18 protein-coding genes and 2 tRNA genes are annotated in these 23,249 nt (G+C 68.3%); 2 read left to right on the top strand and 18 right to left on the bottom strand.

Annotated features, from left to right (window positions below):
• Positions 1 to 9: 9 nt before the first annotated feature.
• The 8 genes from uvrC to M2421_RS06850 form a co-directional block, all read right to left on the bottom strand.
• Positions 10 to 1,857 carry an excinuclease ABC subunit UvrC gene (gene uvrC, locus M2421_RS06885; protein WP_259204464.1) on the bottom strand — a complete coding sequence of 616 codons (1,848 nt, stop codon included), beginning with the start codon at positions 1,855 to 1,857 and terminating at the stop codon, positions 10 to 12.
• Complete coding sequence (locus M2421_RS06880; RefSeq protein ID WP_259204462.1) at positions 1,854 to 3,263, bottom strand: hypothetical protein; 1,410 nt, start codon at positions 3,261 to 3,263, stop codon at positions 1,854 to 1,856. The genes uvrC and M2421_RS06880 overlap by 4 nt, the downstream gene beginning before the upstream one ends.
• Before the next feature lie 96 nt (positions 3,264 to 3,359).
• Positions 3,360 to 4,133 carry a 3-deoxy-manno-octulosonate cytidylyltransferase gene (gene kdsB, locus M2421_RS06875; RefSeq protein WP_259204459.1) on the bottom strand — a complete coding sequence of 258 codons (774 nt, stop codon included), beginning with the start codon at positions 4,131 to 4,133 and terminating at the stop codon, positions 3,360 to 3,362.
• Between the two features lie 52 nt (positions 4,134 to 4,185).
• Positions 4,186 to 5,208, bottom strand: a complete 1,023-nt coding sequence (lpxK, locus tag M2421_RS06870) for a tetraacyldisaccharide 4'-kinase (RefSeq protein ID WP_259204450.1) — start codon at positions 5,206 to 5,208, stop codon at positions 4,186 to 4,188.
• Entirely contained in the window at positions 5,208 to 6,956 is a 1,749-nt protein-coding gene (msbA, locus tag M2421_RS06865) for a lipid A export permease/ATP-binding protein MsbA (RefSeq protein WP_259204446.1), read from the bottom strand. Before msbA ends, lpxK begins: the two co-directional genes overlap by 1 nt.
• The gene (locus M2421_RS06860) at positions 6,953 to 7,375 is read right to left on the bottom strand and encodes a biopolymer transporter ExbD (protein ID WP_259204440.1); all 423 of its coding nucleotides are present in this window, start codon (positions 7,373 to 7,375) and stop codon (positions 6,953 to 6,955) included. Before M2421_RS06860 ends, msbA begins: the two co-directional genes overlap by 4 nt.
• A 3-nt stretch (positions 7,376 to 7,378) precedes the next feature.
• On the bottom strand, positions 7,379 to 8,050 hold the full coding sequence (locus tag M2421_RS06855; protein ID WP_259204428.1) for a MotA/TolQ/ExbB proton channel family protein: 672 nt from the start codon (positions 8,048 to 8,050) through the stop codon (positions 7,379 to 7,381).
• A gap of 3 nt (positions 8,051 to 8,053) precedes the next feature.
• A complete protein-coding gene (locus tag M2421_RS06850) occupies positions 8,054 to 10,441 on the bottom strand; it encodes a DNA internalization-related competence protein ComEC/Rec2 (protein WP_259204426.1) in 2,388 nt (795 codons plus the stop codon).
• Positions 10,442 to 10,754: 313 nt separating this feature from the next.
• Between M2421_RS06850 and M2421_RS06845 the strand changes: the two genes are divergently transcribed.
• The gene (locus M2421_RS06845; protein ID WP_259204416.1) at positions 10,755 to 12,347 is read left to right on the top strand and encodes an MASE1 domain-containing protein; all 1,593 of its coding nucleotides are present in this window, start codon (positions 10,755 to 10,757) and stop codon (positions 12,345 to 12,347) included.
• On the opposite strand, the gene M2421_RS06840 is transcribed toward M2421_RS06845, so the two are convergent.
• From M2421_RS06840 to uvrB, 3 genes are all read right to left on the bottom strand, one after another.
• Complete coding sequence (locus M2421_RS06840; RefSeq protein WP_259204409.1) at positions 12,290 to 12,760, bottom strand: hypothetical protein; 471 nt, start codon at positions 12,758 to 12,760, stop codon at positions 12,290 to 12,292. The genes M2421_RS06845 and M2421_RS06840 overlap by 58 nt on opposite strands.
• A 361-nt stretch (positions 12,761 to 13,121) precedes the next feature.
• A tRNA-Val gene (locus tag M2421_RS06835) sits at positions 13,122 to 13,196 on the bottom strand.
• Positions 13,197 to 13,304: 108 nt separating this feature from the next.
• Positions 13,305 to 15,329, bottom strand: a complete 2,025-nt coding sequence (uvrB, locus tag M2421_RS06830; RefSeq protein ID WP_259204407.1) for an excinuclease ABC subunit UvrB — start codon at positions 15,327 to 15,329, stop codon at positions 13,305 to 13,307.
• Positions 15,330 to 15,479: 150 nt separating this feature from the next.
• Here uvrB and M2421_RS06825 point away from each other — a divergent pair, with 150 nt between their 5' ends.
• Positions 15,480 to 16,031: a GspH/FimT family pseudopilin gene (locus M2421_RS06825; protein WP_259204397.1), complete on the top strand. Its 552-nt coding sequence runs from the start codon at positions 15,480 to 15,482 to the stop codon at positions 16,029 to 16,031.
• A 66-nt stretch (positions 16,032 to 16,097) separates the two neighbouring features.
• On the opposite strand, the gene M2421_RS06820 is transcribed toward M2421_RS06825, so the two are convergent.
• From M2421_RS06820 to M2421_RS06790, 7 genes are all read right to left on the bottom strand, one after another.
• A tRNA-Asn gene (locus M2421_RS06820) sits at positions 16,098 to 16,174 on the bottom strand.
• 81 nt (positions 16,175 to 16,255) lie between these two features.
• Positions 16,256 to 16,675, bottom strand: a complete 420-nt coding sequence (locus tag M2421_RS06815) for a type IV pilin protein (RefSeq protein WP_259204394.1) — start codon at positions 16,673 to 16,675, stop codon at positions 16,256 to 16,258.
• Positions 16,676 to 16,696: 21 nt separating this feature from the next.
• Positions 16,697 to 20,497: a PilC/PilY family type IV pilus protein gene (locus M2421_RS06810; RefSeq protein WP_259204392.1), complete on the bottom strand. Its 3,801-nt coding sequence runs from the start codon at positions 20,495 to 20,497 to the stop codon at positions 16,697 to 16,699.
• Positions 20,498 to 20,508: 11 nt separating this feature from the next.
• On the bottom strand, positions 20,509 to 21,027 hold the full coding sequence (locus M2421_RS06805; protein ID WP_259204386.1) for a PilX N-terminal domain-containing pilus assembly protein: 519 nt from the start codon (positions 21,025 to 21,027) through the stop codon (positions 20,509 to 20,511).
• 3 nt (positions 21,028 to 21,030) lie between these two features.
• The gene (locus M2421_RS06800) at positions 21,031 to 22,203 is read right to left on the bottom strand and encodes a PilW family protein (RefSeq protein WP_259204380.1); all 1,173 of its coding nucleotides are present in this window, start codon (positions 22,201 to 22,203) and stop codon (positions 21,031 to 21,033) included.
• Positions 22,200 to 22,697: a type IV pilus modification protein PilV gene (pilV, locus tag M2421_RS06795; protein ID WP_259204378.1), complete on the bottom strand. Its 498-nt coding sequence runs from the start codon at positions 22,695 to 22,697 to the stop codon at positions 22,200 to 22,202. The genes M2421_RS06800 and pilV overlap by 4 nt, the downstream gene beginning before the upstream one ends.
• Positions 22,694 to 23,209, bottom strand: a complete 516-nt coding sequence (locus M2421_RS06790) for a GspH/FimT family pseudopilin (protein WP_259204375.1) — start codon at positions 23,207 to 23,209, stop codon at positions 22,694 to 22,696. Before M2421_RS06790 ends, pilV begins: the two co-directional genes overlap by 4 nt.
• Between the last annotated feature and the right edge of the window lie 40 nt (positions 23,210 to 23,249).

Genomic DNA, 23,249 nt, shown 5'->3' with positions numbered 1-23,249 from the left:
CGCATCTCTCTACTCGCCCGCCGCGTCGGGCGTGGGCAGTCCATGAAGGTTAGCGTAGATGCGTGCAGCGAGGGCGTCATTGATGCCCTCCACTTTCGCGATTTCCGCTTCGCCGGCGGCCTTGAGCCCGACCAGGCCGCCGAAATGCTTGAGCAGGCTGGCGCGACGGCGCGGGCCGATGCCGGCGATGTCTTCCAGCTTGCTGGTCATGCGCGCCTTCTGGCGACGCCCACGGTGGCCGGTGATGGCGAACCGGTGGGCCTCGTCACGCACCTGCTGGATGAACTGCAGGGCCGGCGACGCCGCCCCGGGCCGCAGTTCGCGGCCGTCAGGCAGCACCAGCGCCTCGTGCCCCGCCCGGCGCTCCACGCCTTTGGCCACGCCCACCAGCATCACCCCTTCCACGCCCAGGTCGGCCAGCGCCGCCTGGGCCTGGCCGAGCTGGCCGGCACCGCCGTCGATCAGCAGCAGGTCCGGCAGCACGCCGTCTTCTTCCACCGCGCGGCGGAAGCGGCGCTCGATGGCCTGGCGCATCGCGGCGTAGTCGTCGCCCGGCTCGATGCCGCTGATGTTGAAGCGGCGGTACTGGCTGCGCACCGGGCCGCTGGCATCGAACACCACGCACGAGGCGACGGTGGCCTCGCCCATGGTGTGGCTGATATCGAAGCACTCCACCCGCTTGACCTGTTCGGCCAGCCCCAGCATCTGCCGCAGGTCTTCGCTGCGCGCATGCTGGGCGCTGCGGCTGCTCAGTTCGCTGACCAGGGTGATCTGCGCATTGCGGCTGGCCAGCTCCACGTAGCCGGCACGCTCGCCGCGCACGTTCCATTTCAGCTGCACCTTGACCTCGGCCGAGGCCGACAGCGCCGATTCGATCAGGCTGGCATCGGGGATCTCGCGATCGAGCAGGATCTCGCGCGGCGGCGAATGCTCGGCGTAGTACTGCGAGACGAACGCGGCCAGCACTTCCTCGGCGCTTTCCTCGCCGTTGGTGCGCGGGTAGAACGGCCGCGTGCCCATGTTGCGGCCATCACGGAAGGCCAGCAGCATCACGCAGGCGTTGGCGCCCTGGGTAGCGCAGGCCAGCACGTCCAGGTCGGCGGCGCGGCCGTCCACGTACTGGCGGGTCTGCATGCTGCGCAGCGCGGTGATCAGGTCGCGCAGGCGCGCGGCCTGCTCGAACTCCAGCGCTTCGCTGGCCGCCTGCATCTGGGTGCCCAGCTCGCGGCCGAGCTGGTCGCTCTTGCCCTCCAGGAACATCGAGGCGCGTCGCACCGACTCGGCGTAGTCGCCGGCCGGCACCAGGTCCACGCAGGGCGCGCTGCAACGGCCGATCTGGTACTGCAGGCACGGCCGGGTGCGGTTGCGGAACACGCTGTCCTCGCAGCTGCGCAGTTTGAACAGCTTGTGCATCAGGTTGAGCGTGTCGCGCACCGCGGTCACGCCGGGATACGGGCCGAAGTAGCGCCCCGGCACCGCGCGCGGGCCGCGATGCAGCGCAATGCGCGGCCACTCCTCGCGGGTGAGCAGCACGTGCGGATAGGTCTTGTCGTCGCGCAGGGACACGTTGTAGCGCGGCGACAGCGACTTGATCAGCTGGTTTTCCAGCAGCAGCGCCTCGGCCTCCGAGCGGGTCACGGTCACGTCCATGCGCGCGACCTGCGACAGCATCGACATGATCCGCGTGGTCTTGGGCGTGCCGTTGAAGTAACTGCCCACGCGATTGCGCAGCGCGCGCGCCTTGCCGACGTACAGCAGGCTGTCGTCGGCGGCGTACATGCGGTAGACGCCGGGCGCGGTACTCAGGTGGGCCGCGAATGCCTTGCCATCGAAGGCCGGAGCGGTGGACACGGTCATTCGCTGATCGGGACGTCGCTCAGTACGCCGCTGACCGGATCGAAACGCAGCACGGCGTGGGCGTCGGTCTCGGCGATCCACACCGCGCCACCGCCCAGGGCCAGGCCGGCCGGCCCATGCAGGCGGCGCGGCAGTTCCAGCGTGCTCAGTTCACCGCCGCCCAGGCGCAAGGTGCGCAGGCGCCCGTTGCCCGCATCGGCGATCCACAGCAGGGGGGCGTCCGGGCTCAGGGCGATCGCCTGGGGGTGCTGCAACTGCGCCAGCGCGCGCGGGCCATCCTGTTCGCCGAACGACCACAGGCCCTGCCCGACCAGGGTCTGGACCAGGTCGCCGCGCAGCTGCATCGCCCGGATCGACGAGCCCAGCGCATCGCAGACGTACAGCACCTGCTGCACGGCGGCGACCGAGGCCGGCTGCGCGAACGCGGCCAGGTGGCCGCTGCCGTCGCGCTCCTCGATGGCCCCGGAACCGGCGCGCCAGTTCAAGGTGCGCTGGCCGAGGTGGTAACTCCAGATGCGGTTGTCGCCGGCCATGGCGATATGGATCTGGTTGTCGGCCACGGCCAGCCCTTGCGGGTGGTTCAGCGGTACCCGCCGCGGTTGCTCGACCACGCCCTCGATGGGCTCGCCGGGGCGACCGGTGCCGCACAGGGTGTCGACCTGGCCGGTCAGCAGATGGATACGGCGCAGCGCATGGTTGCCGGTGTCGGCCACGTACAGCGCATCGCGCTCGAGGGCCAGGCCCTGCGGCCGGTTGAACGCGGCTTCGCCGGGGCCACCGTCCATGAAGTCGGCGGTGCCCAGGCCGAACTGGCGCAGCACGCGGCCGCCATGACTGCACTCGAGCACCCGGTGGTGGCCGCTGTCGGCGATGTACAGGCGTTCGGTCGTGGCGACCAGGCCCACCGGGAACCGCAACGGCAGGCGCGGCTCGGGATGCAGCTCGCGCGCCGGCTCGGCGTCGGCCGGGCGGCTGCTGTCCTCGCACAGCGCGGTGAGCGCGCGTTCCAGTTCCCCGCCGAACCCGACCAGACGATCACGTTCGCGGCCCTGCGCATCCAGCAGTACCAGCGTCGGCCAGGCGGTGATGTTGAAACGGCGCCAGCCATCCCAGTCGGCATCGAGCAGCGCCGGCGCGGTCAGGCCCTGCCGCCGCAGCAGCTTGAGCGCCTGCTCCGGCTCGCGCTCGCAATCGAAGCGCGGCACCTGCAGGACCAGCAGCTGCAGCTTGCCGGGGTTGCGCGACTGCCATTGGCCCAGTTCGGCCAGGCGCTGCGCGCACCATACCGAGGCGGCATTGACGAAGGCCAGCACCACCGGCCGCCCACGCAGTTCGGTCAGGGTGGTGGGCGTGGCGTTGAGCCACGTGGCGAATTCGGGCAGGTCCTGGACAGGCTGTACGTTCATGCCCCGATTATGCCGGAGTCGGCGTCATGCAATCGTCGTGCCGGCGCCAAAATCGCGGCGGGCATTGTCATCGCCTATCCGGGCCCCTGCCCCGGCTCAGGACTGCGCCGCCAGCCAGGCGTCGGCGCGGGCCAGGTCCTCGGGAGTATCGATGCCCGGGGGGAACGCGGCCGGGGTCAGAGCCACGCTGATCCGATGGCCCGCCTCCAGCGCGCGCAGCTGCTCCAGCGACTCCAGCTGTTCCAGCGCGCCCGGCGGCAACGCCGCAAACTGGCGCAGGAAGCCGGCACGATAGCCGTAGATGCCGATATGGCGCAGCCAGTGCGGCCCGGACAACTGCTCGCGCGAGCGCGCGAAGGCGTCGCGGTGCCACGGGATCGGCGCCCGGCTGAAGTACAACGCGTCCAGGTTCTGCTTGCGCACCACCTTGACCACGTTCGGGTCGAACAGGCTCTCGGCGTCGTCCACGGGCGTGGCCAGGGTAGACATCTCCGCACCGCTGCAGACCAGCGCCTCGGCCACCGCGACGATGCCCTCGGCCGGCGCGAAGGGCTCGTCGCCCTGCAGGTTGACCACCACGGTGTCGTCGCTCCAGCCCGCCTGGGCGGCACATTCGGCCAGGCGGTCGGTACCCGAGGCGTGGTCGGCCGAGGTCATCGCCACGCGCACGCTCTGCAGCCCCTGCAGGGCGTCGGCGATGCGCACGTCATCGGTGGCGACCCACACCTCGCGTGCCCCGGCCAGCAACGCACGCCGGGCGACGCGCAGCACCAGCGGTTCACCGCCGAGCAGGCGCAGCGGCTTGCCGGGCAGGCGCGAGGCCGCGAAACGGGCCGGGATGGCGACGACGAAATCGACGGATGGGCTCATGCGCAAAACTCTCGGCAGTGAAGCAGGAAATACAGGGCGGCTGGCGCGGCCATCAACGCTTGCCGAGTTTGTCCAACCGGTCCAGCAGGTTGATCCAGAACGCGGCCGGCAGGTCGGCAGCCAGCGGCACGGCGAAATGCCATTCGTTGGCGAACACCTTGCACTTCACCGCGTCCTTCTCGGTCATCAGCACCGGCAGCTCGCTGCCGAAGCGCAGGTCCGACTGCTGGTAGGCGTGGTGGTCGGGGAAGGCGTGCGGTACGACGCCGATGCCTTGCGCGCGCAGCATGTCGAAGAAGCGCTGCGGATGGGCGATGCCAGCCACCGCATGCACGCGCTGACCGCGGAAGTGCGCGAGTTTGCGAGCCCGCCCCCCGCTGAGCGGCTGGGCACTGTCGATGCGCAGCTGCATCGCCCACTCGCCAAACCCGCACGCCGGCTGCGCGCCCACGCCATCGCTGGCCTGGCCCAGGTTGACCACGCGGAAATCGCAGTCGTTGGCCCGGCTGGCCGGTTCGCGCAGCGGCCCGGCCGGGATCATCCGGCCGTTGCCGTAGCGGCGCTGCGCGTCGACCACTTCGATCTCGATGTCGCGCGCCAGCCGATAATGCTGCAGGCCGTCGTCGCAGACGATGATGTCGCACCCCGCCTCGACCAGCGCCTTGCCGGCCGCCACGCGGTCGGCGTCCACGCGCACCGGCACGCCGGTCTTCCAAGCGATCAGCACCGGCTCGTCGCCGCCGAGGGCGGTGGACGTGCCTGCCTCCACCCAGCGCGCCACGCCCGGCTCCTCACGACCGTAGCCGCGGCTGGCCACGCCCGGCTTCCAGCCGGCCTCGCGCAGGCGATCGACCAGGGCGATGGTCAGCGGCGTCTTGCCGGTGCCACCGGCGGTGACGTTGCCGACCACGATCACCGGCACCGGCAACGCATGCCGCTTCAGCCAGCGCCGCCGGTACAGCAGCCGACGCAATGCGATCGCGGCGCCATACACCGGCGCCAGCAGGCGCGCCGCGAACGGGATCGCGCTGCCGTCGTACCAGTACGACGGCGTGGAGGTGCCCTTGGCCGCCATCAAGGCTGCCTTTCGCGGAACTGCATCTTGTGCAGGTGCTCGTACAGGCCGCCCAGTGCCAGCAGCTCCTGGTGGGTGCCCCGCTCGACGATGCGACCGTGGTCCATCACCAGCACCTGGTCGGCGTGTTCGATGGTCGACAGGCGGTGCGCGATCACCAGCGTGGTGCGCTCGGGCATCAGCCGTTGCAGCGCATCCTGGACCAGCCGTTCGGACTCGTTGTCGAGCGCGGCGGTGGCTTCGTCCAGGATCAGGATCGGGGCGTCGCGCAGGATCGCCCGGGCGATCGCCAGGCGCTGGCGCTGGCCGCCGGACAGCAGCGCGCCGTTTTCGCCGACCGGCGTCTGCAACTGCTGCGGCATGCGTTCGATGAACTCCCACGCGTTGGCGGCCTCGGCTGCCGCGCGGATCTGTTCCTCGCTGGCGTCCATGCCGTAGGCGATGTTGGCGCCGACGGTATCGTCGAACAGGATCACCTTCTGCCCGACCATCGCCACCTGGCGACGCAGGTCGGCCAAGGGGTAGTCGTCCAGCGCCACGCCATCGAGGGTGATGCGGCCACCGCTGGGCTCATAGAAGCGCGGCACCAGCCGGATCAGGCTGGTCTTGCCGCTGCCGGAGCGGCCGACGATCGCAGTCACCGTGCCGGGCCGGGCGACGAAACTGATGTCATCCAGCGCCACGCCGGTGTCTTCGCGATACCGCAGCATCACGTGCTCGAAACTGAGTTCGCCACGCGATCGGCCGATCTTCTGCACGCCCTGGTCGCGCTCGACCGGCATGTCCAGAATCGAGAACAGGCGCTCGGCCGCAGACACGCCGCGTGCGATGGACGACTGCACGCTGGTCAGGCGGCGCAGCGAGGGAATGATCGCGGTCATCGAGATCATCAGGCCCATGAACTGGCCGGCATTGAGGCGGCCGGCCAGGGCCTCGCGGGTGGAGACCCACACGATCACCGCCAGCGCCAGCGCGGCCAGGAACTGGACCACGCTGGAGGCCGCCGCACGGGTGGTTTCCACTTTCATGTTCAGGCCGAGCATGCGGTTGGCCAGGCGCGCGTAGCGCGAGATTTCATGCGCCTGGGTGCCGTGGACCTTCACTTCCTGCTGTGCGGCCAGCGACTGCTCGGCAGTCTGCGCCATGCTGCCCATGCCGTCCTGGATGCCGCGGCTGATACGCCGGTAGCGCTTGCCCACGAACGACACGATGACGCCGATCAGCGGCACCACCACCAGCATCGCCACGGTCACCTTGACGCTCATCTGCAGCATCACCACCAGCATGGCGATGATGGTCAGGGTGTCGGCGACCAGGGTCTTGAGCGCGTCGGCACTGGCCTGGGTGACCTGCTCGGTGTCGAAGTTCAACCGGCTGACCATCACTGGGGTGGACTCGGCGTCGAAATGCGAGGACGGCAGGTGCAGGTATTTTTCCAGCACCTGCTCGCGCAGGTCGCGGACCACGCTGCGGCCGGTGCGTGCCAGCGCGTAATCACTGACGAACGTGGCCGCGCTGCGGGCCACGAACAGGCCCAGGATGGTCAACGGCAGGATCACCGCCATGCGCGGCTCGGGGTTGACGAAGCCGCGGTTGACCAGTGGCTCCATCAGCTTGCTGAAGTGGTAGCCGGCCAACGCCTCGACCACCATGCCGATCACCGCGGCCACCATGAACACCCAGTAGGCGTTGGTGTAGCCCAGCAGGCGCTTGTAGATCGGCCAGACCGGCGCGTGTTTCTTACTCATGGACGCACCTCCGGCGCGGTAGCGATGGCGATGCGGCGGAAGCCGAGCTGGCCCAGGGCATCCTGGGCGGTGACAACGGCCTGGTACGGGGTGCGCGCATCGGCGCGCAGCAGCACGGTCTGCTCGCGGTCGCTGCCGGCGACGGCGGCGATGGTCTGCTTGACCGCTTCGACGTCGGTGCGCAGCACTTCCTGGTCGTTGATGAAGTAGCGCCCCTCGGCGTTGACCAGCACGCTCAGCGACCGCGGCGGCTCGCTGTTCTCCTGCTGGCTGGCGGTCGGCAGCTGCAGTTGCAGCGTGGAGCGCGCGTCGAACGTGGTGGTGACCACGAAGAAGATGATCAGCACGAGGATCACGTCGATCAGGGGGACCAGATCGATATGCGGCTCGTCCTGGACCCGGTCATTGCGGATACGCATCCGTCAGCCCTTGGCCGTGACGGGTGCCGCCGGCGCGGCAGCGGGCGCGCGGGCGCCGGTGTTCATCACCCCGGGGCGACCGTCGAGCGCGTCAAGCAGTGCGCTGGCCTCCTGCTCCATCTCGATCACATAGCCGCCGATACGGCCCTTGAAATAGCGGTGGAACATCAGCGCCGGGATCGCCACGATCATGCCGGTGGCGGTGCAGACCAGCGCCTTGCCGATGCCGCCGGCGAGCTGGTTCACATCGCCCACGCCGTGGTCGAGGATGCCCAGGAACATCTGGATCATGCCGACCACCGTGCCCAGCAGGCCCAGCAGCGGCCCGGCCGAGGCGATCGTGCCCAGGGCGTTCAGGAAGCGCTCCATGCGGTGCACCAGGTGCCGACCGGCATCCTCGATGCGCTCGCGGATCTGGTCACGCGGCCGATTGCGCGCTTCGAGGGCGACCGCCAGCAGCGCGCCCAGCGGCGAGTTGGCCCGCAGCGACTGGATGTGGCTGGGATCGAGCTTGCCGCGCGCGGCCCAGTTGCGCACTTCCTGGCCCAGCCCGGGAGGCAGGACTTCGTTACGCCGCAAGGTCCAGAAACGCTCCAGGACGATCGCCAAAGCCAGTACGCCCAACAGCAGCAGCGGCACCATTGGCCAGCCACCGGCCTTGACCAGTTCCCACACGTTTCAACCCTCCGGCCCATCGGCCGCCTGTTTGACCGCCGATAGAATAGCAGCCGACCGGCTCCGCTCCGCGGCATCCCACCAACGCGGCTGAAAAACCCGCTGTTCACGCACCTGCAGGCCTTCACGCCCCAGCCAGGCACGCAGCGCGCCGCTGTCGCCGGTGTTGAGTACCTCGGCGCCGGCCGCCTGCCACCGCGCCACCACGTCCACGCGCGGATGCCCGAAGCGATTGCCGTGCCCGGCCGACACCAGCGCCAACTGCGGCGACGCCGCCCGCACCCACGCCGCGCTGGATGAGCCGGCGCTGCCGTGGTGGGGCACCACCACCAGCGCCGCACGCAGCGCCTGCCGGTACGCTGCCAGCAACCGCTGCTCGCTGCCCCGGCCGATGTCGCCGGTCAGCAGGATCGCACCGTGGGGCGTGGCGATGCGCAGCACGCAACTGCTCTCGTTGCCCGCGTAGCGCGCCCCGGGGGCAGGATGCAGCACGCTGAACGTCACCCCATCCCACTGCCAGCGCTGCCCCGCCGCACAGGGCACGTCGATACCGGCCAGCGCCCCGCGCGGTGCATGCAGCGGTGGGTGGCCGAGCGCCGCCTGCACCGCCGGTGCGCCGCCGGCATGGTCGGCATCGCCGTGGCTGAGCAGGATCCGGTCCAACCCGTCCTCACCCAGTGCGTGCAAGGTCGGCACCACCACCCGCTCACCGGCATCGAATCGCCCGGCTGTCGCAGGCCCGGCGTCATACAGCAGGCGATGGGAGCGGGTCCGCACCCAGATGGCCAGCCCCTGCCCGACGTCCATCACCAGCAGCTCGACCTCGCCCTCGCCCGGCCGCTGCTGCGCCGGCCACAGCAACGGCAGGCACAGCACCGTGGCGGGCAATCGGCCGGCCACCCCGCGCGGCAACAGCAGCCAGGCCACGCCGCACAGGGCCGCCGCCAGTGCCCCGGCGCCGGCATGAGGCAGCCACCACAGCGCCCAAGGTGCCTGCGCCAGGTGCCCGAACAACCACCAGCTGGCCTGGAAGCACCAGGCCGCCAGCTGCCACGGCCAGCGCCCCGCCCCGTCCATCAGCGCCTCCAGCACCGTGCCCAGCAACGCCAGCGGCACCACCACCAGGCTCCACCAGGGGATGGCCAGCAGGTTGACCAGCGGACCGGCGCGCGAGGCCTGGCCAAACAGCGCCACCGTCAAGGGCAACAGCGCCAGGGTGGCCACCCCTTGGGCGGCCAGGAAGGTCCGCAGCCAGTGTTGCCTGCGCCCGGGCAGGCACCAGACCAGCCACAGTACCCCGCCAAAGCTGAGCCAGAATCCCGGCGCCAGCACGGCCAGTGGATCCAACGCGAGCATGACCAGCGCGGCCAGGGCCAGCGCTTGCCCGATCGTGCACGGGCGACGGGCGCAGTGCGCGCCGGCCACCACTGCGATCATCAGGACGGTGCGCACCGTGGGCAAGGCGAAACCAGCCACGCCAGCGTAGAGGGCCGCCCCCAGGACGGCGGCGGTGGCGGCTGCCAACGGGCGCGGCCAGCGTCGCGCCAAGGCCGGCCAGCATCGCCAGAGCGCGGCCCCCAGCCACGCGGCGCAGCCGGCCACCAGCCCGACATGGAAGCCGGAGATCGCCACCAGATGGGTCAGGCCAAGCGCGCGCAACGCGTCCCAGTCCGACGGCGCCAGCCCTCGCGTATCGCCCAGCGCCAGCGCCTGGATGAAGCGTGCGCCGTCGCCATCGACCTCGGTCGCGATGGCCGTCGCCATGCGCTCGCGCCACGCAGGCAGGCCATGCGCTGCGCGCAGCTGGCGCGCGCTGTGGGGCGCGCGCACCTGCCCGGTGCCGGCCACGCGCTGCAGCACCGCATGCTGCTCGGCGTCGAAGCCGCCGGGATTGCGCAGGCCGCGTGGGGCGCGCAGGCGCGCCTGGAACTGCCAGTGGGCGCCGGCCATCACCTGCCGCCGCGCCGAGGTGGCGCTTCGCGGCGGGTCGTACCAGCCCAGCGACACGTCCCGCCCCCGCAGCGCCGCCGGCATGGCCGGCGTGGTATCGATCCGGAGCGTAAAGCGGGTACTGCCCGGGCGATGCTCCGGCAGGCTGACCACCCGGCCCTGCAGCATTACGTCCACCGGTGGGCGGCCGGCCGGCAGCTGCCGGTCCAGCACCAGACCGCCCTGCAATACGACATGGCCCGCACCCAGCAACAGCACCGCGCAGCACCGTCCGCGCCACGGCCAGACCCAGCCTGCCATGCCCGCGGCGATCAGCAGCAGCGCGATCCACGGCGCTGGAAGCACGGGGGCGAAGGCGGCCGCGCACGCCCCCACCACCGCCCCGGCGGCACAGGCTTTGCCGAACAGCGGGTGTATCGGACGGGGAGCAATGCCGGCCATGGCGGCGCGATCCGCCTCCTTGCATCAGGACGAACGGGCATGCTCGGCGCCTCGCCTCACCCACGCCATCGGCGACGTCGCCGCCATCGGGTGGGCGCTTCCCGCGCATGCCCCGGATCGGCAGATGGCGACCCGCTGCTCACGCCGGATCGGACAAAATCTGTGATGCCGATCAAATCACCGAGCACACCCACTGCAACCGACGTCGCGTGAAGGCGCATCGACAGCGTTGCATCACGGTGCATTCGCCGATAGTGTCCGATCTGCATCCGGCGTGGAGGTGGATGCACCACCCACGCAAACGGAGGTATCCGTGCAGTTGAGCTGGTTGAAAAAGGAGTTTCACCTCAATCTGCGGATTCATCCGGCCGGGGTGCTGTTGGCGATCGCCTACGCCCTTGCCTATGCCGTGGCACGCGGCTCATCGGTCGACCAGATGTACCTGCCCGCCGGCATCCGCGTGGCGGCGCTGCTGCTGTGTCCGCCACGCTGGTGGCTCTATCTCGTGTTTGGCGAGTACGCCTACTTTGCGTACGCACGCGTCCCGATGGTCGGTACGTACGGCGTTGCCTGGGTCGTGATCGCCTCGGCGGTGCTGATGCCCGCGGTGGCCCTGATCATGCACGCGCACCGGCACAGGCTGGCGCAGAACGAAGCGTGGCTGCTGTCGGTGGCCGCCCTGTCGGCGCTGGTCGTCTCCTCGCTCAACCAGGGCCTTGCGTACCTGCTGATGCCCACGCTGCACGAGGCCGTCTCCTGGACGGGCGTGCTGCGCTACATGGTGGGCGACTATCTGGGCATCCTGATGTTCGCGCCACTCGCCCTGCTGTGGCGGCATCGCCACGTGTCGTTCGCGGCCACCCCGCGCTGGCGCATTGCCGTGGTGGCGGCCCTGTCGGCGATCGTCACCCTGGGCCTGCTTGCGGCCCACCTGCCCGATACCGGCGAGATGGCGCTGGCCAAGAACAGCCTGCGTATCGCCATGATGCTGCCTGCCGTGGCCCTGACCTGCCTGTATGGCTGGCGCGGGGCGGCGGTGAGTTTCGCCGCGGTCAACCTGACCCTGGCGCTGACCATGGAGATGACCGGGCGGCCCGGTTCATTCGACGCTACCGCCTTTGTAGCCCAGCAGATTCTGGCCGTGACCGGCACCGCGTTGCTGATGCTGGGCTCCACCATCTCCCATCATTACCACCGCTTCGCATCGCGCGAAAAACTGCGCGGCCAGGCGGAGTCCTTCGCGCGCACCGGTCACCTGGCCAGCGAACAGGAGCGCCGCGAACGCGCCGTGCAGATGAAACTCATCGGCGAGGACATCGACCAGTCGTTCCTGCGCGCTGCAGCGCTACTCAAGCAGCGGGGCGAGCATGCTTCGGCGCTGGACATGCTCACGGCAAGCCAGGCGCAGTCGCGCTTGTTCCGCGAGCAGATCAGCATGGTCTATCCGACCGAGATCGAGTATTCGGGCCTGTTCGTCGCGCTGCGTTCCGGCGGCCTGGCCGGGCTGTGGGAACTGACCTGCCGGGTCGCGCGGCCGCGACTGGATGGCGACCCGTGCCAGCTCAGCCTGGGCTTGCAGCTGGCGGCCTACCGCAGCCTGGCCGACGCGGTCGGCGTACTGCTGGATAATGAAACCGGCTACCTGCAGGTACGCGCCCGTTGCGGACGGCGCAATGGCGTGGCGGGGATCGTGATGACGGTATCGCTGCTGGACGGCAGGCGCCATCTGGGAACCGCGACGGTCCAGCGCGCACAGCAGATCCTGGCGGGACGCACGCTGGCTTACGGCGGCAGCGCGAGCTGCCGCCGTAACCGTATCCGGCTGTTGCTGGTCGACGTGCCGCAGGCTTACCGCGAACCGTCCGGCGCCTCGATGGACCAGATCACGCCACCGGCCGTGCTGTAGGCCACCAGCCACAGCTGCGGCTTGCGGTACACCACTTCCCGCGCAGCGCCTGCCGGAATGGCCAGGTTGCTGCCCGGCAACGAAACCCGGTCTGCATCCACGCCACCGGGCAACGTCCAGAACGTATCGCCGATGTTGCCGACGATGGCCCGCACCGTGCCGGCCTGGTCATTGACCTGCAGATACCAGACGCCATCGCGCTTGAACTCGTACGCACGCCAGTTCGATACCTGGCTGAGGTTGAGCGCCAGCGGCGCGGTTTCACCCAGACCCTTTGCCGCGATCTGACTGCCATGCGGATCAGAGGAGCAGCACGGCCCGGCCGCGCGTGCTTCCTGGATCGAGCCAGTACCGGCAAGCGTCATCCCGCCTGCCACGACCATCATCAACGTCAGCCCTTTGAGCGTCGCCATTTCGTCTCCTTCCCACGGTCAGGTTATCCATCCATTTTCCGATGCAAAGGCATTCCCTCCATCGGCGCGAAGACGCTATCACACCGGTCAGGGGGCGGTCCCGTGTCGAGGTTGCCCGCCGACGCCGGCACGCCCGGGCCTGGCCTGCATCGATGCACGGACGCAGGCATCTGCCGCCGCCGCAGCAGACGGAGGCGATGCGAAACGAATCGATCAAAAGTGTCGCGATCGGCGAAAAACGCGATACCGGCCAGACCGCATGGCCGGCCGCAGGCGGACATGCGCGGCCCGGAAAAAACAAAAAGGCCAGCACGATGGCTGGCCTTCTTCGTTTCCACCCGCACCTCGCTGGAGGTCGGAGTGGTGGGCGGTACAGGGTTCGAACCTGTGACCCCTACCATGTCAAGGTAGTGCTCTACCGCTGAGCTAACCGCCCGTTTTTACTGCCCTGCCCGGTTGCGATTGCGTCGGGGCAGGCCGCGTATATTACGGACGTCCCCCGGGAAGCGCAACACTTTTGTGAAGATATTTCACAACGAACGGTTCAGCCCAGGCTGGCCTCCTTCAGCTGCCGGATCTGGTCGCGCACGTGGGCGGCGTCCTCGAATTCCAGGTCGCGCGCGTGCTGGTACATCTTCTGCTCCAGCGCCTGCAGGCGCTTGGCGATCTGGGCCGGTTCCAGGGTCCGGTAATCCACCGCCTCCTCGGCCACCCGGCCACCCCGCCCCTTGCCCTTGCCGCGCGACTCCTTTTCGGCCGCCTCCGAACGCGCGCCTTCCAGCACGTCGGTGATCGGACGCAGGACCGACTTGGGCGTGATGCCGTGCAGGGTGTTGTATTCGACCTGCTTGGCACGGCGGCGGTCGGTTTCGTCGATCGCTGCCTGCATCGACCGCGTCATCTTGTCCGCGTACAGGATCGCCTTGCCACGCAGGTTGCGCGCGGCGCGGCCGATGGTCTGGATCAGCGAACCGGTAGAGCGCAGGAAGCCTTCCTTGTCCGCATCCAGGATCGCCACCAGCGACACCTCGGGCATGTCCAGGCCTTCGCGCAGCAGGTTGATGCCGACCAGCACGTCGAACTTGCCCAGGCGCAGGTCGCGGATGATCTCCACGCGCTCGACCGTGTCGATGTCCGAGTGCAAGTAACGCACGCGGATGCCGTGCTCGGTCAGGTATTCGGTGAGGTTCTCGGCCATGCGCTTGGTCAGCGTGGTGACCAGCACGCGGTCGCCGAGCTTGATGCGTTCGTTGACCTCGCTCATCAGGTCATCGACCTGGGTACCGACCGGACGGATCTCGACGACCGGATCGATCAGGCCGGTCGGACGCACCACCAACTCGGTGATCTCATCGCCGGCCTCGCGCAGTTCGTACGGGCCCGGGGTTGCGGACACGTAGATGCTGCGCGGGCAGCGCGCCTCCCACTCCTCGAAACGCAGCGGGCGGTTGTCCAGCGCCGACGGCAGGCGGAAACCGAACTCGACCAGGGTTTCCTTGCGCGAACGGTCGCCCTTGAACATGGCGCCGATCTGCGGAATGGTCACGTGCGATTCGTCGATCACCAGCAGCGCGTCGGGGGGCAGGTAGTCGAACAGGGTCGGCGGCGGCTCGCCCGGCGCCTTGCCGGTGAGGTGCCGTGAGTAGTTCTCGATGCCGTTGCAGAACCCCACTTCGGCCATCATTTCCAGGTCGAACTGGGTGCGCTGGGCCAGACGCTGCGCTTCGACCAGCTTGTTCTGCTCGTACAGCTGCTCCAGCCGCGGCTTGAGCTCGGCCTTGATGGTTTCCACCGCGGCCAGCACCCGCTCGCGGGTGGTGGCGTAGTGGGTCTTGGGGTAGACCGTGTAGCGCATCAGCTTGCGCAGGCTCTCGCCGGTCAGCGGATCGAACATGCTGATCTGCTCGACCTCGCCATCGAACAGCTCGATGCGCACCGCCTCGCTGTCCGACTCGGCCGGGAACACGTCGATCACCTCGCCACGCACGCGGAACGTGCCGCGATGCAGCTCGTACTCGTTGCGCGTGTATTGCAGCTGGGTGAGGTGGTTGATCAGGTCGCGCTGGTCGATGCGCTCGCCAGTGGACAGGATCAGGCGCAGCGACAGGTAATCTTCCGGCGCGCCCAGGCCATAGATCGCCGAGACGGTGGCCACCACGATCGCGTCCGGGCGCGACAGCAGGGTCTTGGTCGCGGCCAGCCGCATCTGCTCGATGTGCTCGTTGATCGAACTGTCCTTCTCGATGAAGGTGTCCGACGAGGGCACATAGGCTTCGGGCTGGTAATAATCGTAGTAACTGACGAAGTACTCCACCGCGTTGTGCGGGAAGAACGACTTGAACTCGCCATACAGCTGCGCGGCCAGGGTCTTGTTCGGCGCCATGATCAGCGTCGGCTTCTGCACCTGCTGGATGACGTTGGCGATGGTGTAGGTCTTGCCCGACCCGGTCACGCCCAGCAGCGTCTGCTTGGCGATGCCGGCCTCGAAATTGGCCGTGAGCTTCTCGATCGCCGCCGGCTGGTCGCCGGCCGGTGAATACGGAGAGACAAGTTCGAAGCGATCGCTCATGGTGCCGCCAATTCCCGGGCCCTCCAGTATACCGGGGGCCATGGTGACGGCTGGCTGAGGGGCTGGCCTACCCGGGGGCGCGGCGCGCGCCGATGGGGCTGGGCGGGCCGCCGCTGCAGGCTGGGGGTCCTGGCCCCTGCTGGTGCGACCATGCCCCTGCCACCCCTGCGCGCCGCGCCGCCCCGCCTGCACGGCTGGACCCTGATCGAAACGATGGTGACGCTGCTGGTCCTGGCGCTGCTGTGCGCGGTCGCCCTGCCCGATGTGCGGGCGTTGCTGGACCGCCAGCGCGCTGCCAGCGCGCGCCACCTGCTCAGCACCGACCTCGCCTTCGCACGGCTCTCGGCCCTGCAGCGCCACGAAGAGGTCAGTGTCTGCGCCAGCGCGGACGGACGCCACTGCACCGATGTCGACAGCTGGGGACATGGCTGGATCGTCTACGTCGCGGGGCCGCGCGCGACCACGCCGGCGGCGGCCGGCGACATCCTGCGCCAGCAGCGGTGGCAGCCCCCGGCCGGCTGGCGGATCGTCAGCAGTGCCGGCCGCGGTCGCCTGCGTTATCTGCGCGACGGGCGCGCCTACGGCACCAATCTCTCGCTGCGGATCTGCCGCGATGATCGGCTGCTGGGCCGGGTGGTGGTGAACAACAGTGGTCGCGTGCGCTCGGAAGTACACGATGCGCCCGGCGGCTGTCCGCGCTGAACCGCGCGCCGCGCCGCCGCTGGAGGACAACAAAAAAGCCGCGATTTCTCGCGGCTTTTTCAGATCTGGCGCCCGAAGTTGGACTCGAACCAACGACCCCCTGATTAACAGTCAAGTGCTCTAACCGGCTGAGCTATTCGGGCGGGGAGGCGCATTGTAAAGGTGGTTTTGCCGAAGGGCAACACCCTGTGCGCATCCTGCCGCCCTGCCCCGCTACGTCGGACCTACCAGCACTCGGACAGCTCGCCGGTGCTGCTGGTCTTGCGGTTGGCCTGGTCCACGCTCAGGGTGCCGCACTTGTCCTTGGCCTGCTCGCCGTCGGGGGTGGCGGTGATCGAGAAACTGGACCCGTCACCCTCGAACACCAGGTTGTAGCGGACCACACCCCCTTCGCGCGGCGACACCTCGACCGGCAGCGCGAAGTTGGCGTAGGTGTTGTTGACCGAGTGGTAACGCTCCGCACGCTGCGCGTACTCGACCATGTCCGCCTTGACCACGCCACGCCGGGTCTTGAGCACGTGCTGCTGGTAGGACGGATAGGCCACGGCCGCCAGGACCGCGATGACCAGCACCACGATCATCAACTCGATCAGGGTGAAACCCGCGCTGCCGGCCTTGTTCCGTAGGGTGTTGCTGTTGTTCATCATGTCCAGGCTTCCGCAGCGTTATTGGATCTGGCGCCAGGATTGGCGACCACACGGATACGGCAGGTACATCGGTTCTGCACCGGCCACGTTGACCACCATCCAGCAGGCACGGTCGTTGGGACCGCCACCGGCGGCCAGTCGCGGCACCACGGCCACACTGACGTCCTTCACCGGTGCGGTACCGCCGGTGTTCAGGCTGGTGGCCGCCGTGCCGCTGCCGTACGGATCGCCGCCTGGCGAGCCGATGCGGGCCTGGTCCAGCGCGGCGACGCCGCTGACCGGATTGAGCCCGAACAGCCAGTTGGAGCCCTCCGTGGAGCAGCCTTCCGCGCCGTTGTTGGGCAGGTAGGTTGGCAGGAAGACCACGCCGGCCGCCACCGCGGGATTGCCGACGAAGCGCTCGCCCAGGCCCGGCAGGAGCACGGTCCAGCCGTAGGCGGTGCCGCCGGTGAACGATGCCGCCTCGATCGAACGCTTGGTGCCGCCGGTATCGGTGGTGACGGTGTAGCTGACCAGGTTGGACGGCGTGATGGTGCTGGTCGGCTGGCCGGCACTGATGTCGTTGACACCATAGAGCGCCTGCTGCGCCGTGTCCTGCGGGTCGTTGCTGAAGGAGAAGCTGCCGGTACCGAACAACAGCATCACCCCGCCACCCGGACCGGTCACGGTGGTCATGCCGCCGGTGATCGGCTGGCGGTACACCTGGCCGCTGTTGCCGTCGGTCTGGCGCGCGGTGGTGAACACCGGCACGGTGACGCTGTTGCTGGAATCTTCCAGGTCGAACTTCCACAGTGCACCGCGCTGGTCGGCGGCGTACACGGTGTCGGCGAGTCCGTCACGCCCGCGCACGCTCTCCTGGCCGACCGGTGGATTGGCCGCCGGATTGGCGCGCAGGCGATCGAGGACGACGATGTTGCCCAGGCCGTTGGTGCCGGCTGGCGCCGTGTTGGAAGCCTCGGTGGCGGTGATCATGCGGACCGCACCATCGGCCATGTCGACCACGAACAACACGGCCTTGCCGTCGGCGCTGTTGTAGCCGTTGCCGAAGATGGCCTTCCAGGCCACGTCGGTGCCGGACTTCACCGGCACGATGACCGGCTTGCCCAGCACATGGCCGATGTTGGCACGGACGTCGTCCGCGAGCCGGGTATTGACGTCACTGATTTCCCACAGGCGATTGGTGGTCCCGAACGTCGACGGCGTGGTCACGTCCAGGCCGAACACGGCCCGGCCGCCGGCGCCCGCGGTGCCCACCAGCGCGGTCGCCCAACTGCCACTCAACTGCACGTCGGCCACGGTGATCGGACCATCCACGTAGTAGCGGTGGCGGAACTTCTGGTCGTTCTTGTTGGCGGCCTTGTACGGGTACAGCAGGTTGCCCATGTGGCCGAGCGCGGTGCCGGGAATATAGGCGAAGGTCTCGGTGCCCCCGGACCCGTCGGTGGTGCCATCGCCGCTCATCCCGCCATCGAAGGCATGCAGCATGCCGTCGTTGGCGCCCACGTAGACCATGTAACGGCCGTCCTCGCGCTTGCTGGCCAGGTATTCGGCGTAGGAAGTGGCGAAGTCGGTGCTGATGCGCTGGTAGCCGTAGTCGTCGCGCGGCGAACTGATCACCGGGCTGGAGTTGACGATATCGCCCAGCACCGTGCTGCGGAAGCGGTAGATGCCGTTGGTCTTGCCGACTTCGCGCGAGCGGTCGCCGCGCAGGTAGGCCATCGCGGTGGCGATGTCACCGCCCAGCCCTTCGATCTCCGCACCGCTGCACAGCACCATGTCCGGGTACAGGTTACCGGGCTTGGTGCACAGGTCGTTGAAGGCGATATTGCTGTTGGTGAAGTCGACCGCGTTTTCGCCCTTGGTCGCGACGATGTTGCGGGCCGTCTGCGTCCCCATCTTGGCCGCCGCTTCCCACGCCGTGGTGTACTCGGCGACGCGGGTGTCATCGTTGACCGTCAGCGTCGAGGCGGTCAGGCGGCTGAACCAGTCGGTCTCCTGGTTGGCGACCTCGAAGGTCGGGGTGACCGACAGCGTGCCGGTACCGATGCGCGAGCCGGTCAGTGCCAGGCTGCCGGACGGGGCCGCGCCGGCGGTCACCGACGACAGCACCCGGCGCATGGCCGCGGTGATGTCGGCCGGCGTGCGTGCGTTGATGTACTCGCCGCGGGTATTGGTGGCCGCGTGCCAGATGTCGTCGACCGTACTGCGGTTGTCATTCTGCCGCGACGGCCAGTTGTTGTAGATCGCCGGCGTGGTGTACGGATTCTGCTGATTGTTGGGGTCGTACAGATTGCCGCGCGCACCCAGGGTGATGCCGTAGAAGTTGATATGCAGGTCTTTGTTGCAATCCAGCGACAGATCGGTGTTGCCCGTGCCGCAGGCCTGCGGGACCGGCACCTGGCCGCGCGGCATGTTGTCGTCGGTACGCAGTGGGTTGAGGTAGTACTGCGACACGATATCCGCCATCGTGTCGCTGTGGCCGTCCTTGAACGGCGCGGTCATCGCGCCATCGATGTTGCCCACGGTCGGACCATCATTGTTGCTGTAGCCGTCGGTGAACAGCATCACCGCGTTCTTCTGGCAGGACAGGCGTACCGGTGCGTTTGCGTCGGTGCGCTGGAACTGCAGGCCGGCGGCATTCACCGCCTGGCGATTGGGCGTGCCACCGCTGGCGGTCAACGCGATCATCTTCTTGTAGAGCGCGATCTTGTCTGCCGGCGTGCCCATGTTCTGGATCGCCAGCCGCTTGCCGCTGTCGGTGGAGCTGTCGTAGGAGCCGTTGTCGTTGATCTTGAAGTAGCCCACGTACATGTTGTTCACATCCATGGCGCGGGTCATGCCGGCGATCATGGCCCGGTTGCGGTTGCCGTAGTACGAGAACCAGTTCGCGAAGTTCTGCAAGGCCGCCGTGTTGCCGCTGGCGATCGTGTACTTCCACATGTGGCAATTGGTGCCACACGCGTCGTTGATCTTCTCGCGGGTCACGCCGCTATAGACAGTCGCATCGCCCGCCATCGCCGGGCGCGGGTCGTCGGTGCCCGTCCAGGGCATGTAGAACGTCGACGGGGTGTACTCCACCAGCGCATAGGCGGGACCGCTGTTCCAGGTAACGCCGTTCCTGTTGGTGTTGAGATTGCCAACGGTGTAGCGATTGTTATTCACGGTGATCGGGTAGTACTGCGTGCCGGCCGGAATCTTCATTCCGTTCTGCATGCGCACCGCATCGGTCGCGGTGGAACTCAGGTACTTGGCCGTCAGATCCAGCGTCGCGGTCTGCCGAGGGTCGATCCTGGTCTTGCCCGTCGCCGCGTCACCATAAGAGGCAATGGTCTCCCTGCCACCGGTCGTGAACACGCCCAGCCATGGCTCGTACTTCACCGAGGGGTCGAAATAGGTCGGGTTGTAGGCGGCCGATCGCGCGAATCCATAGGCATCCAGTGCCGGCAGGCCGAAGTAGGTCATGCCGATGCGCGGACCGGGCGCTACGTAGAAATAACTGCACTCGCCCTGCGTCGAGCCACTGCTGTTCTTGATGGTATCCGGCGTGTTCAGCGCACCGTTGGCGGTGAAGAAGCTCTGCCGCGTGTTGCTCCAGCACGCGGTACCGTCCTGCCCCGGGAACTGGGTCTGGAAGGTCATCGAGCCGGAGTCATCCACGGCCATGATGAAGGACGGGGTAGCCGACACCTTCACGTTCATCGGAATCTGCGACAACGTGCCCTGCGCCTGCGCGGCGAACAGGGAATAGGCCAGCCAGCCTGCGCCTGCCACCAGCAGCAGGCCCGAGCCAGTGACGATCTTGGTCTTCCGGGTGAGCATGATGGCGTTCCTCAGAGCTTGAATACGGTGTCGATGGCAGCCGAGCTGGTGCCATCGTTGTTGTTGTCGTCGCGGTCGGACGCGAAGGACGTGATCTGGTAGACGCGGGTCGGCTCTTCGCTTTCGGGCTGGCCCATTTCCAGCGCAGCCTCCCCCTGGATGCAGGTTTCAATCCGGCGCACGTTGACCGCCGGCGCGTCGGCGAGGGCCTGTTCGCCCACCCAGCGGGTCGGGTCATAGCCGTCGTCGCAGAGGCGCTGGATGTCGGCGGGATTGAGGTCGCCGCCGTCACCGGCATTGTTGTCGATCTCTTCGATCGAGCGTTCGGTGTCCCGCACCGAGCGCTCGCTGGCCTGGAAGGCAACGTTGACCGCGCGGTAGTTGGAGGACATGCGCTCCTGCATGCTGGCGACCTGCATGCCGACGATGCCGAGCAGCGAGAGCAGGATCAGCAGCATCAGGGCGATGTACAGCACTGCGCCGCGCTGGCGGGCGGGCGGGGAGAACCGACGAAGGGCGGAAGCGTTCATGGCTCAGTTCCCGAACAGGCGGTTGCGCAGGGCCACCGACACCTCGTACGAGGCGCGGTAGCGGCGGTCATTGGTCTGGGGTGGATTGAAGGCCACCCCGAGCACGCCCAGCTGGGCCACGTCCACGTTGGCCTGCTCGGCCGAGGCCGGTTGCGGGCTGCGCACCAGGATGCCCAGCTGCACCATGCCGACGCGGCGCCATTCCGCCACGGCGGTGGCGTCGGCGGCGGTGCTCACTTCCGAGGCCACACGCTGCACATCGATCACCCCGGTGGGCGGCGCGCTGCTGCTGATCGCCGACTCGGCATCCAGGCCGTACACGAACTGCAGGCTCTCGATGCCCTCGACCATTTCCTCGCCCTGTTCGAACTCGCCGTCACCGTTGGCGCGGGCACGGTACAGGGACGGCTCGTTGGCCGTGTTCATGGCCACGTAGTACACCAGCGACTCGGCGCGGTAGACCATCGTCACCGCGTTGTTGGAGGCGTAGTTGACCAGCGAGGTGGCATTGGCGGTGATGGTGTTGCCGTCCAGGGTGCCGGAGAAGATATCCACCCGGCTGCAGTCGGAGACCGCGAACACCGACGGCGTGGTCGCCGCACCGGCCGACAGGCGCGCGGCGGCGTCGGAGGCGATGGTGACGGTGGAGTCGGTGCCGTTGACGATGTTCAACACCGGCGAGCCTTCGGCCGCCAGGTAGCGCATGACCAGGATGTCGCTGCCCCCGATCGGCGCAGGCGACAGGCCAGTGATCCCGTCCGGGGTGCTGCCCGCCGCGGCCCAGGTCCCGCCGATGGTGAGCGCGTCACCGGGGGCGGTGCCGTCGGCCTCGTAGCCCTGGATCGGCACGGAGAAGTCCAGCGGGCTACCGTCGCCGCTGGTGATCCCGGCCACGTGGACCTTGATGCTGTCGCCATCCTTGATGACGTGGGCCTGGTCGTTGACGCAGCCCATGTGCCCGGCCATGCGGATGTCGCGCTCGAGGAAGTCCAGCGCGAAACGCGCGTTTTCCTGGGTGCGCGCGGCGCCCTCGGACAGCCGCGAGGCCGCGCGCGAGGCCATGAAGATCTGCACGACGCCGAGCATGAGGATCAGGCTGATGACCATGGCGATCATCATTTCGATCAGCGAAAGGCCGGCGGCGTGGCGACCAGCATTGAACGACGAGCGGCTCATAGGCGGGTGACCAGGGTAAAGGTGGTGGTGCTGTCGGCGTTGTCGGCATCCCAGCGTTCATCGCCCCAGCCGATCCCGACGGTGACCAGGCCATCGACGACGCTGACATCGGCACTGGCCTTGTCGCCCAGCGTCTTGACCACCTGGCACTGCCAGCGCGCCACATTGCTGGAAGTGGCGGTGGTACCCGCGCCCACCGGCCATGCACAGGGTGCGGCGGTGACGTCCACGTCGCCGACGGCAAAGGACGCCGCGCCGTAGTCGCCATCGTTGAGGGTGTCGGTGCGCTGCACGCGCATCATCTCGATCAGGTCCGAGGCCAGGTTGGTGGCCTGGGTGCGCTGGCCCGAGCTCTGCACGAAGCGCACGTTCATGGTCTGCAGCAAGGCGAAGCCGAGCAGGCCGAAGGCCAGCACCAGCAGTGCGATCAATACTTCCAGCAGGCTGAAGCCGCCGCTGCCGCGGCGACCATGGAATCCGGAGCGGCGCTTCATGTGCAGGTTCCGTTGGTGGAGCGCACCTGCCCGGACAGGGTCACGGTCAGGGTGCGGGTGGACTCGCCGGTTTTGCATTCGGTGGGCGTCAGGGTGATCGACTGGTCGCTGGCGGCGCGACGACGGCCACGCGGGTCAAAGGCGATGACGTCCGGATCGGGGCTGCCGACCTGCAGTTGCGGGTTGCCCTGACCGAAGCGCAGGACGGTGTCGCCCGTGCCGAACTCACCGTCGCCGTTGCTGTCGGCCCAGGCCATCATGCCGTCGGTCCAACTGCCGTCGCAGGCCGTGCCATCGGTGCTGCCGCAGACGCCGCCACCGGTGTTGTTGCGGATCCCCTCGCTGCGCGCCAGCGACAGCAGGCCGAGGACCTCGTTGTTGGTGGTGCTGAGGCGGTTGTTGCGGATCGAGTTCTGGAAGCTCGGATAGGCGATGGCCGCCAGCACCGAAAAGACGATGAGGGTGATCATCAGTTCGACGAGCGTAAAACCCTTGGATCGGCGTAAAGACATGGAACGCTCCCCAGCGTGATGACACAGAAGATGAACGACC

Origin of the sequence: Stenotrophomonas sp. BIGb0135 (genome assembly GCF_024810105.1) — a bacterium.
GTDB lineage: Bacteria > Pseudomonadota > Gammaproteobacteria > Xanthomonadales > Xanthomonadaceae > Stenotrophomonas > Stenotrophomonas maltophilia_AB.
Note: the sequence above shows the minus strand (reverse complement) of the source record. Positions and strands in the feature narration are given on the sequence as shown.

Excerpts from the sequence above, each read along its gene's own strand:
- uvrC (WP_259204464.1), bottom strand. The coding sequence starts at position 1,857 with ATGACCGTGTCCACCGCTCCGGCCTTCGATGGCAAGGCATTCGCGGCC.
- M2421_RS06880 (WP_259204462.1), bottom strand. The coding sequence starts at position 3,263 with ATGAACGTACAGCCTGTCCAGGACCTGCCCGAATTCGCCACGTGGCTC.
- kdsB (WP_259204459.1), bottom strand. The coding sequence starts at position 4,133 with ATGAGCCCATCCGTCGATTTCGTCGTCGCCATCCCGGCCCGTTTCGCG.
- lpxK (WP_259204450.1), bottom strand. The coding sequence starts at position 5,208 with ATGGCGGCCAAGGGCACCTCCACGCCGTCGTACTGGTACGACGGCAGC.
- msbA (WP_259204446.1), bottom strand. The coding sequence starts at position 6,956 with ATGAGTAAGAAACACGCGCCGGTCTGGCCGATCTACAAGCGCCTGCTG.
- M2421_RS06860 (WP_259204440.1), bottom strand. The coding sequence starts at position 7,375 with ATGCGTATCCGCAATGACCGGGTCCAGGACGAGCCGCATATCGATCTG.
- M2421_RS06850 (WP_259204426.1), bottom strand. The coding sequence starts at position 10,441 with ATGGCCGGCATTGCTCCCCGTCCGATACACCCGCTGTTCGGCAAAGCC.
- M2421_RS06840 (WP_259204409.1), bottom strand. The coding sequence starts at position 12,760 with ATGGCGACGCTCAAAGGGCTGACGTTGATGATGGTCGTGGCAGGCGGG.
- uvrB (WP_259204407.1), bottom strand. The coding sequence starts at position 15,329 with ATGAGCGATCGCTTCGAACTTGTCTCTCCGTATTCACCGGCCGGCGAC.
- M2421_RS06825 (WP_259204397.1), top strand. The coding sequence starts at position 15,480 with ATGCCCCTGCCACCCCTGCGCGCCGCGCCGCCCCGCCTGCACGGCTGG.
- M2421_RS06815 (WP_259204394.1), bottom strand. The coding sequence starts at position 16,675 with ATGAACAACAGCAACACCCTACGGAACAAGGCCGGCAGCGCGGGTTTC.
- M2421_RS06810 (WP_259204392.1), bottom strand. The coding sequence starts at position 20,497 with ATGCTCACCCGGAAGACCAAGATCGTCACTGGCTCGGGCCTGCTGCTG.
- M2421_RS06805 (WP_259204386.1), bottom strand. The coding sequence starts at position 21,027 with ATGAACGCTTCCGCCCTTCGTCGGTTCTCCCCGCCCGCCCGCCAGCGC.
- M2421_RS06800 (WP_259204380.1), bottom strand. The coding sequence starts at position 22,203 with ATGAGCCGCTCGTCGTTCAATGCTGGTCGCCACGCCGCCGGCCTTTCG.
- pilV (WP_259204378.1), bottom strand. The coding sequence starts at position 22,697 with ATGAAGCGCCGCTCCGGATTCCATGGTCGCCGCGGCAGCGGCGGCTTC.
- M2421_RS06790 (WP_259204375.1), bottom strand. The coding sequence starts at position 23,209 with ATGTCTTTACGCCGATCCAAGGGTTTTACGCTCGTCGAACTGATGATC.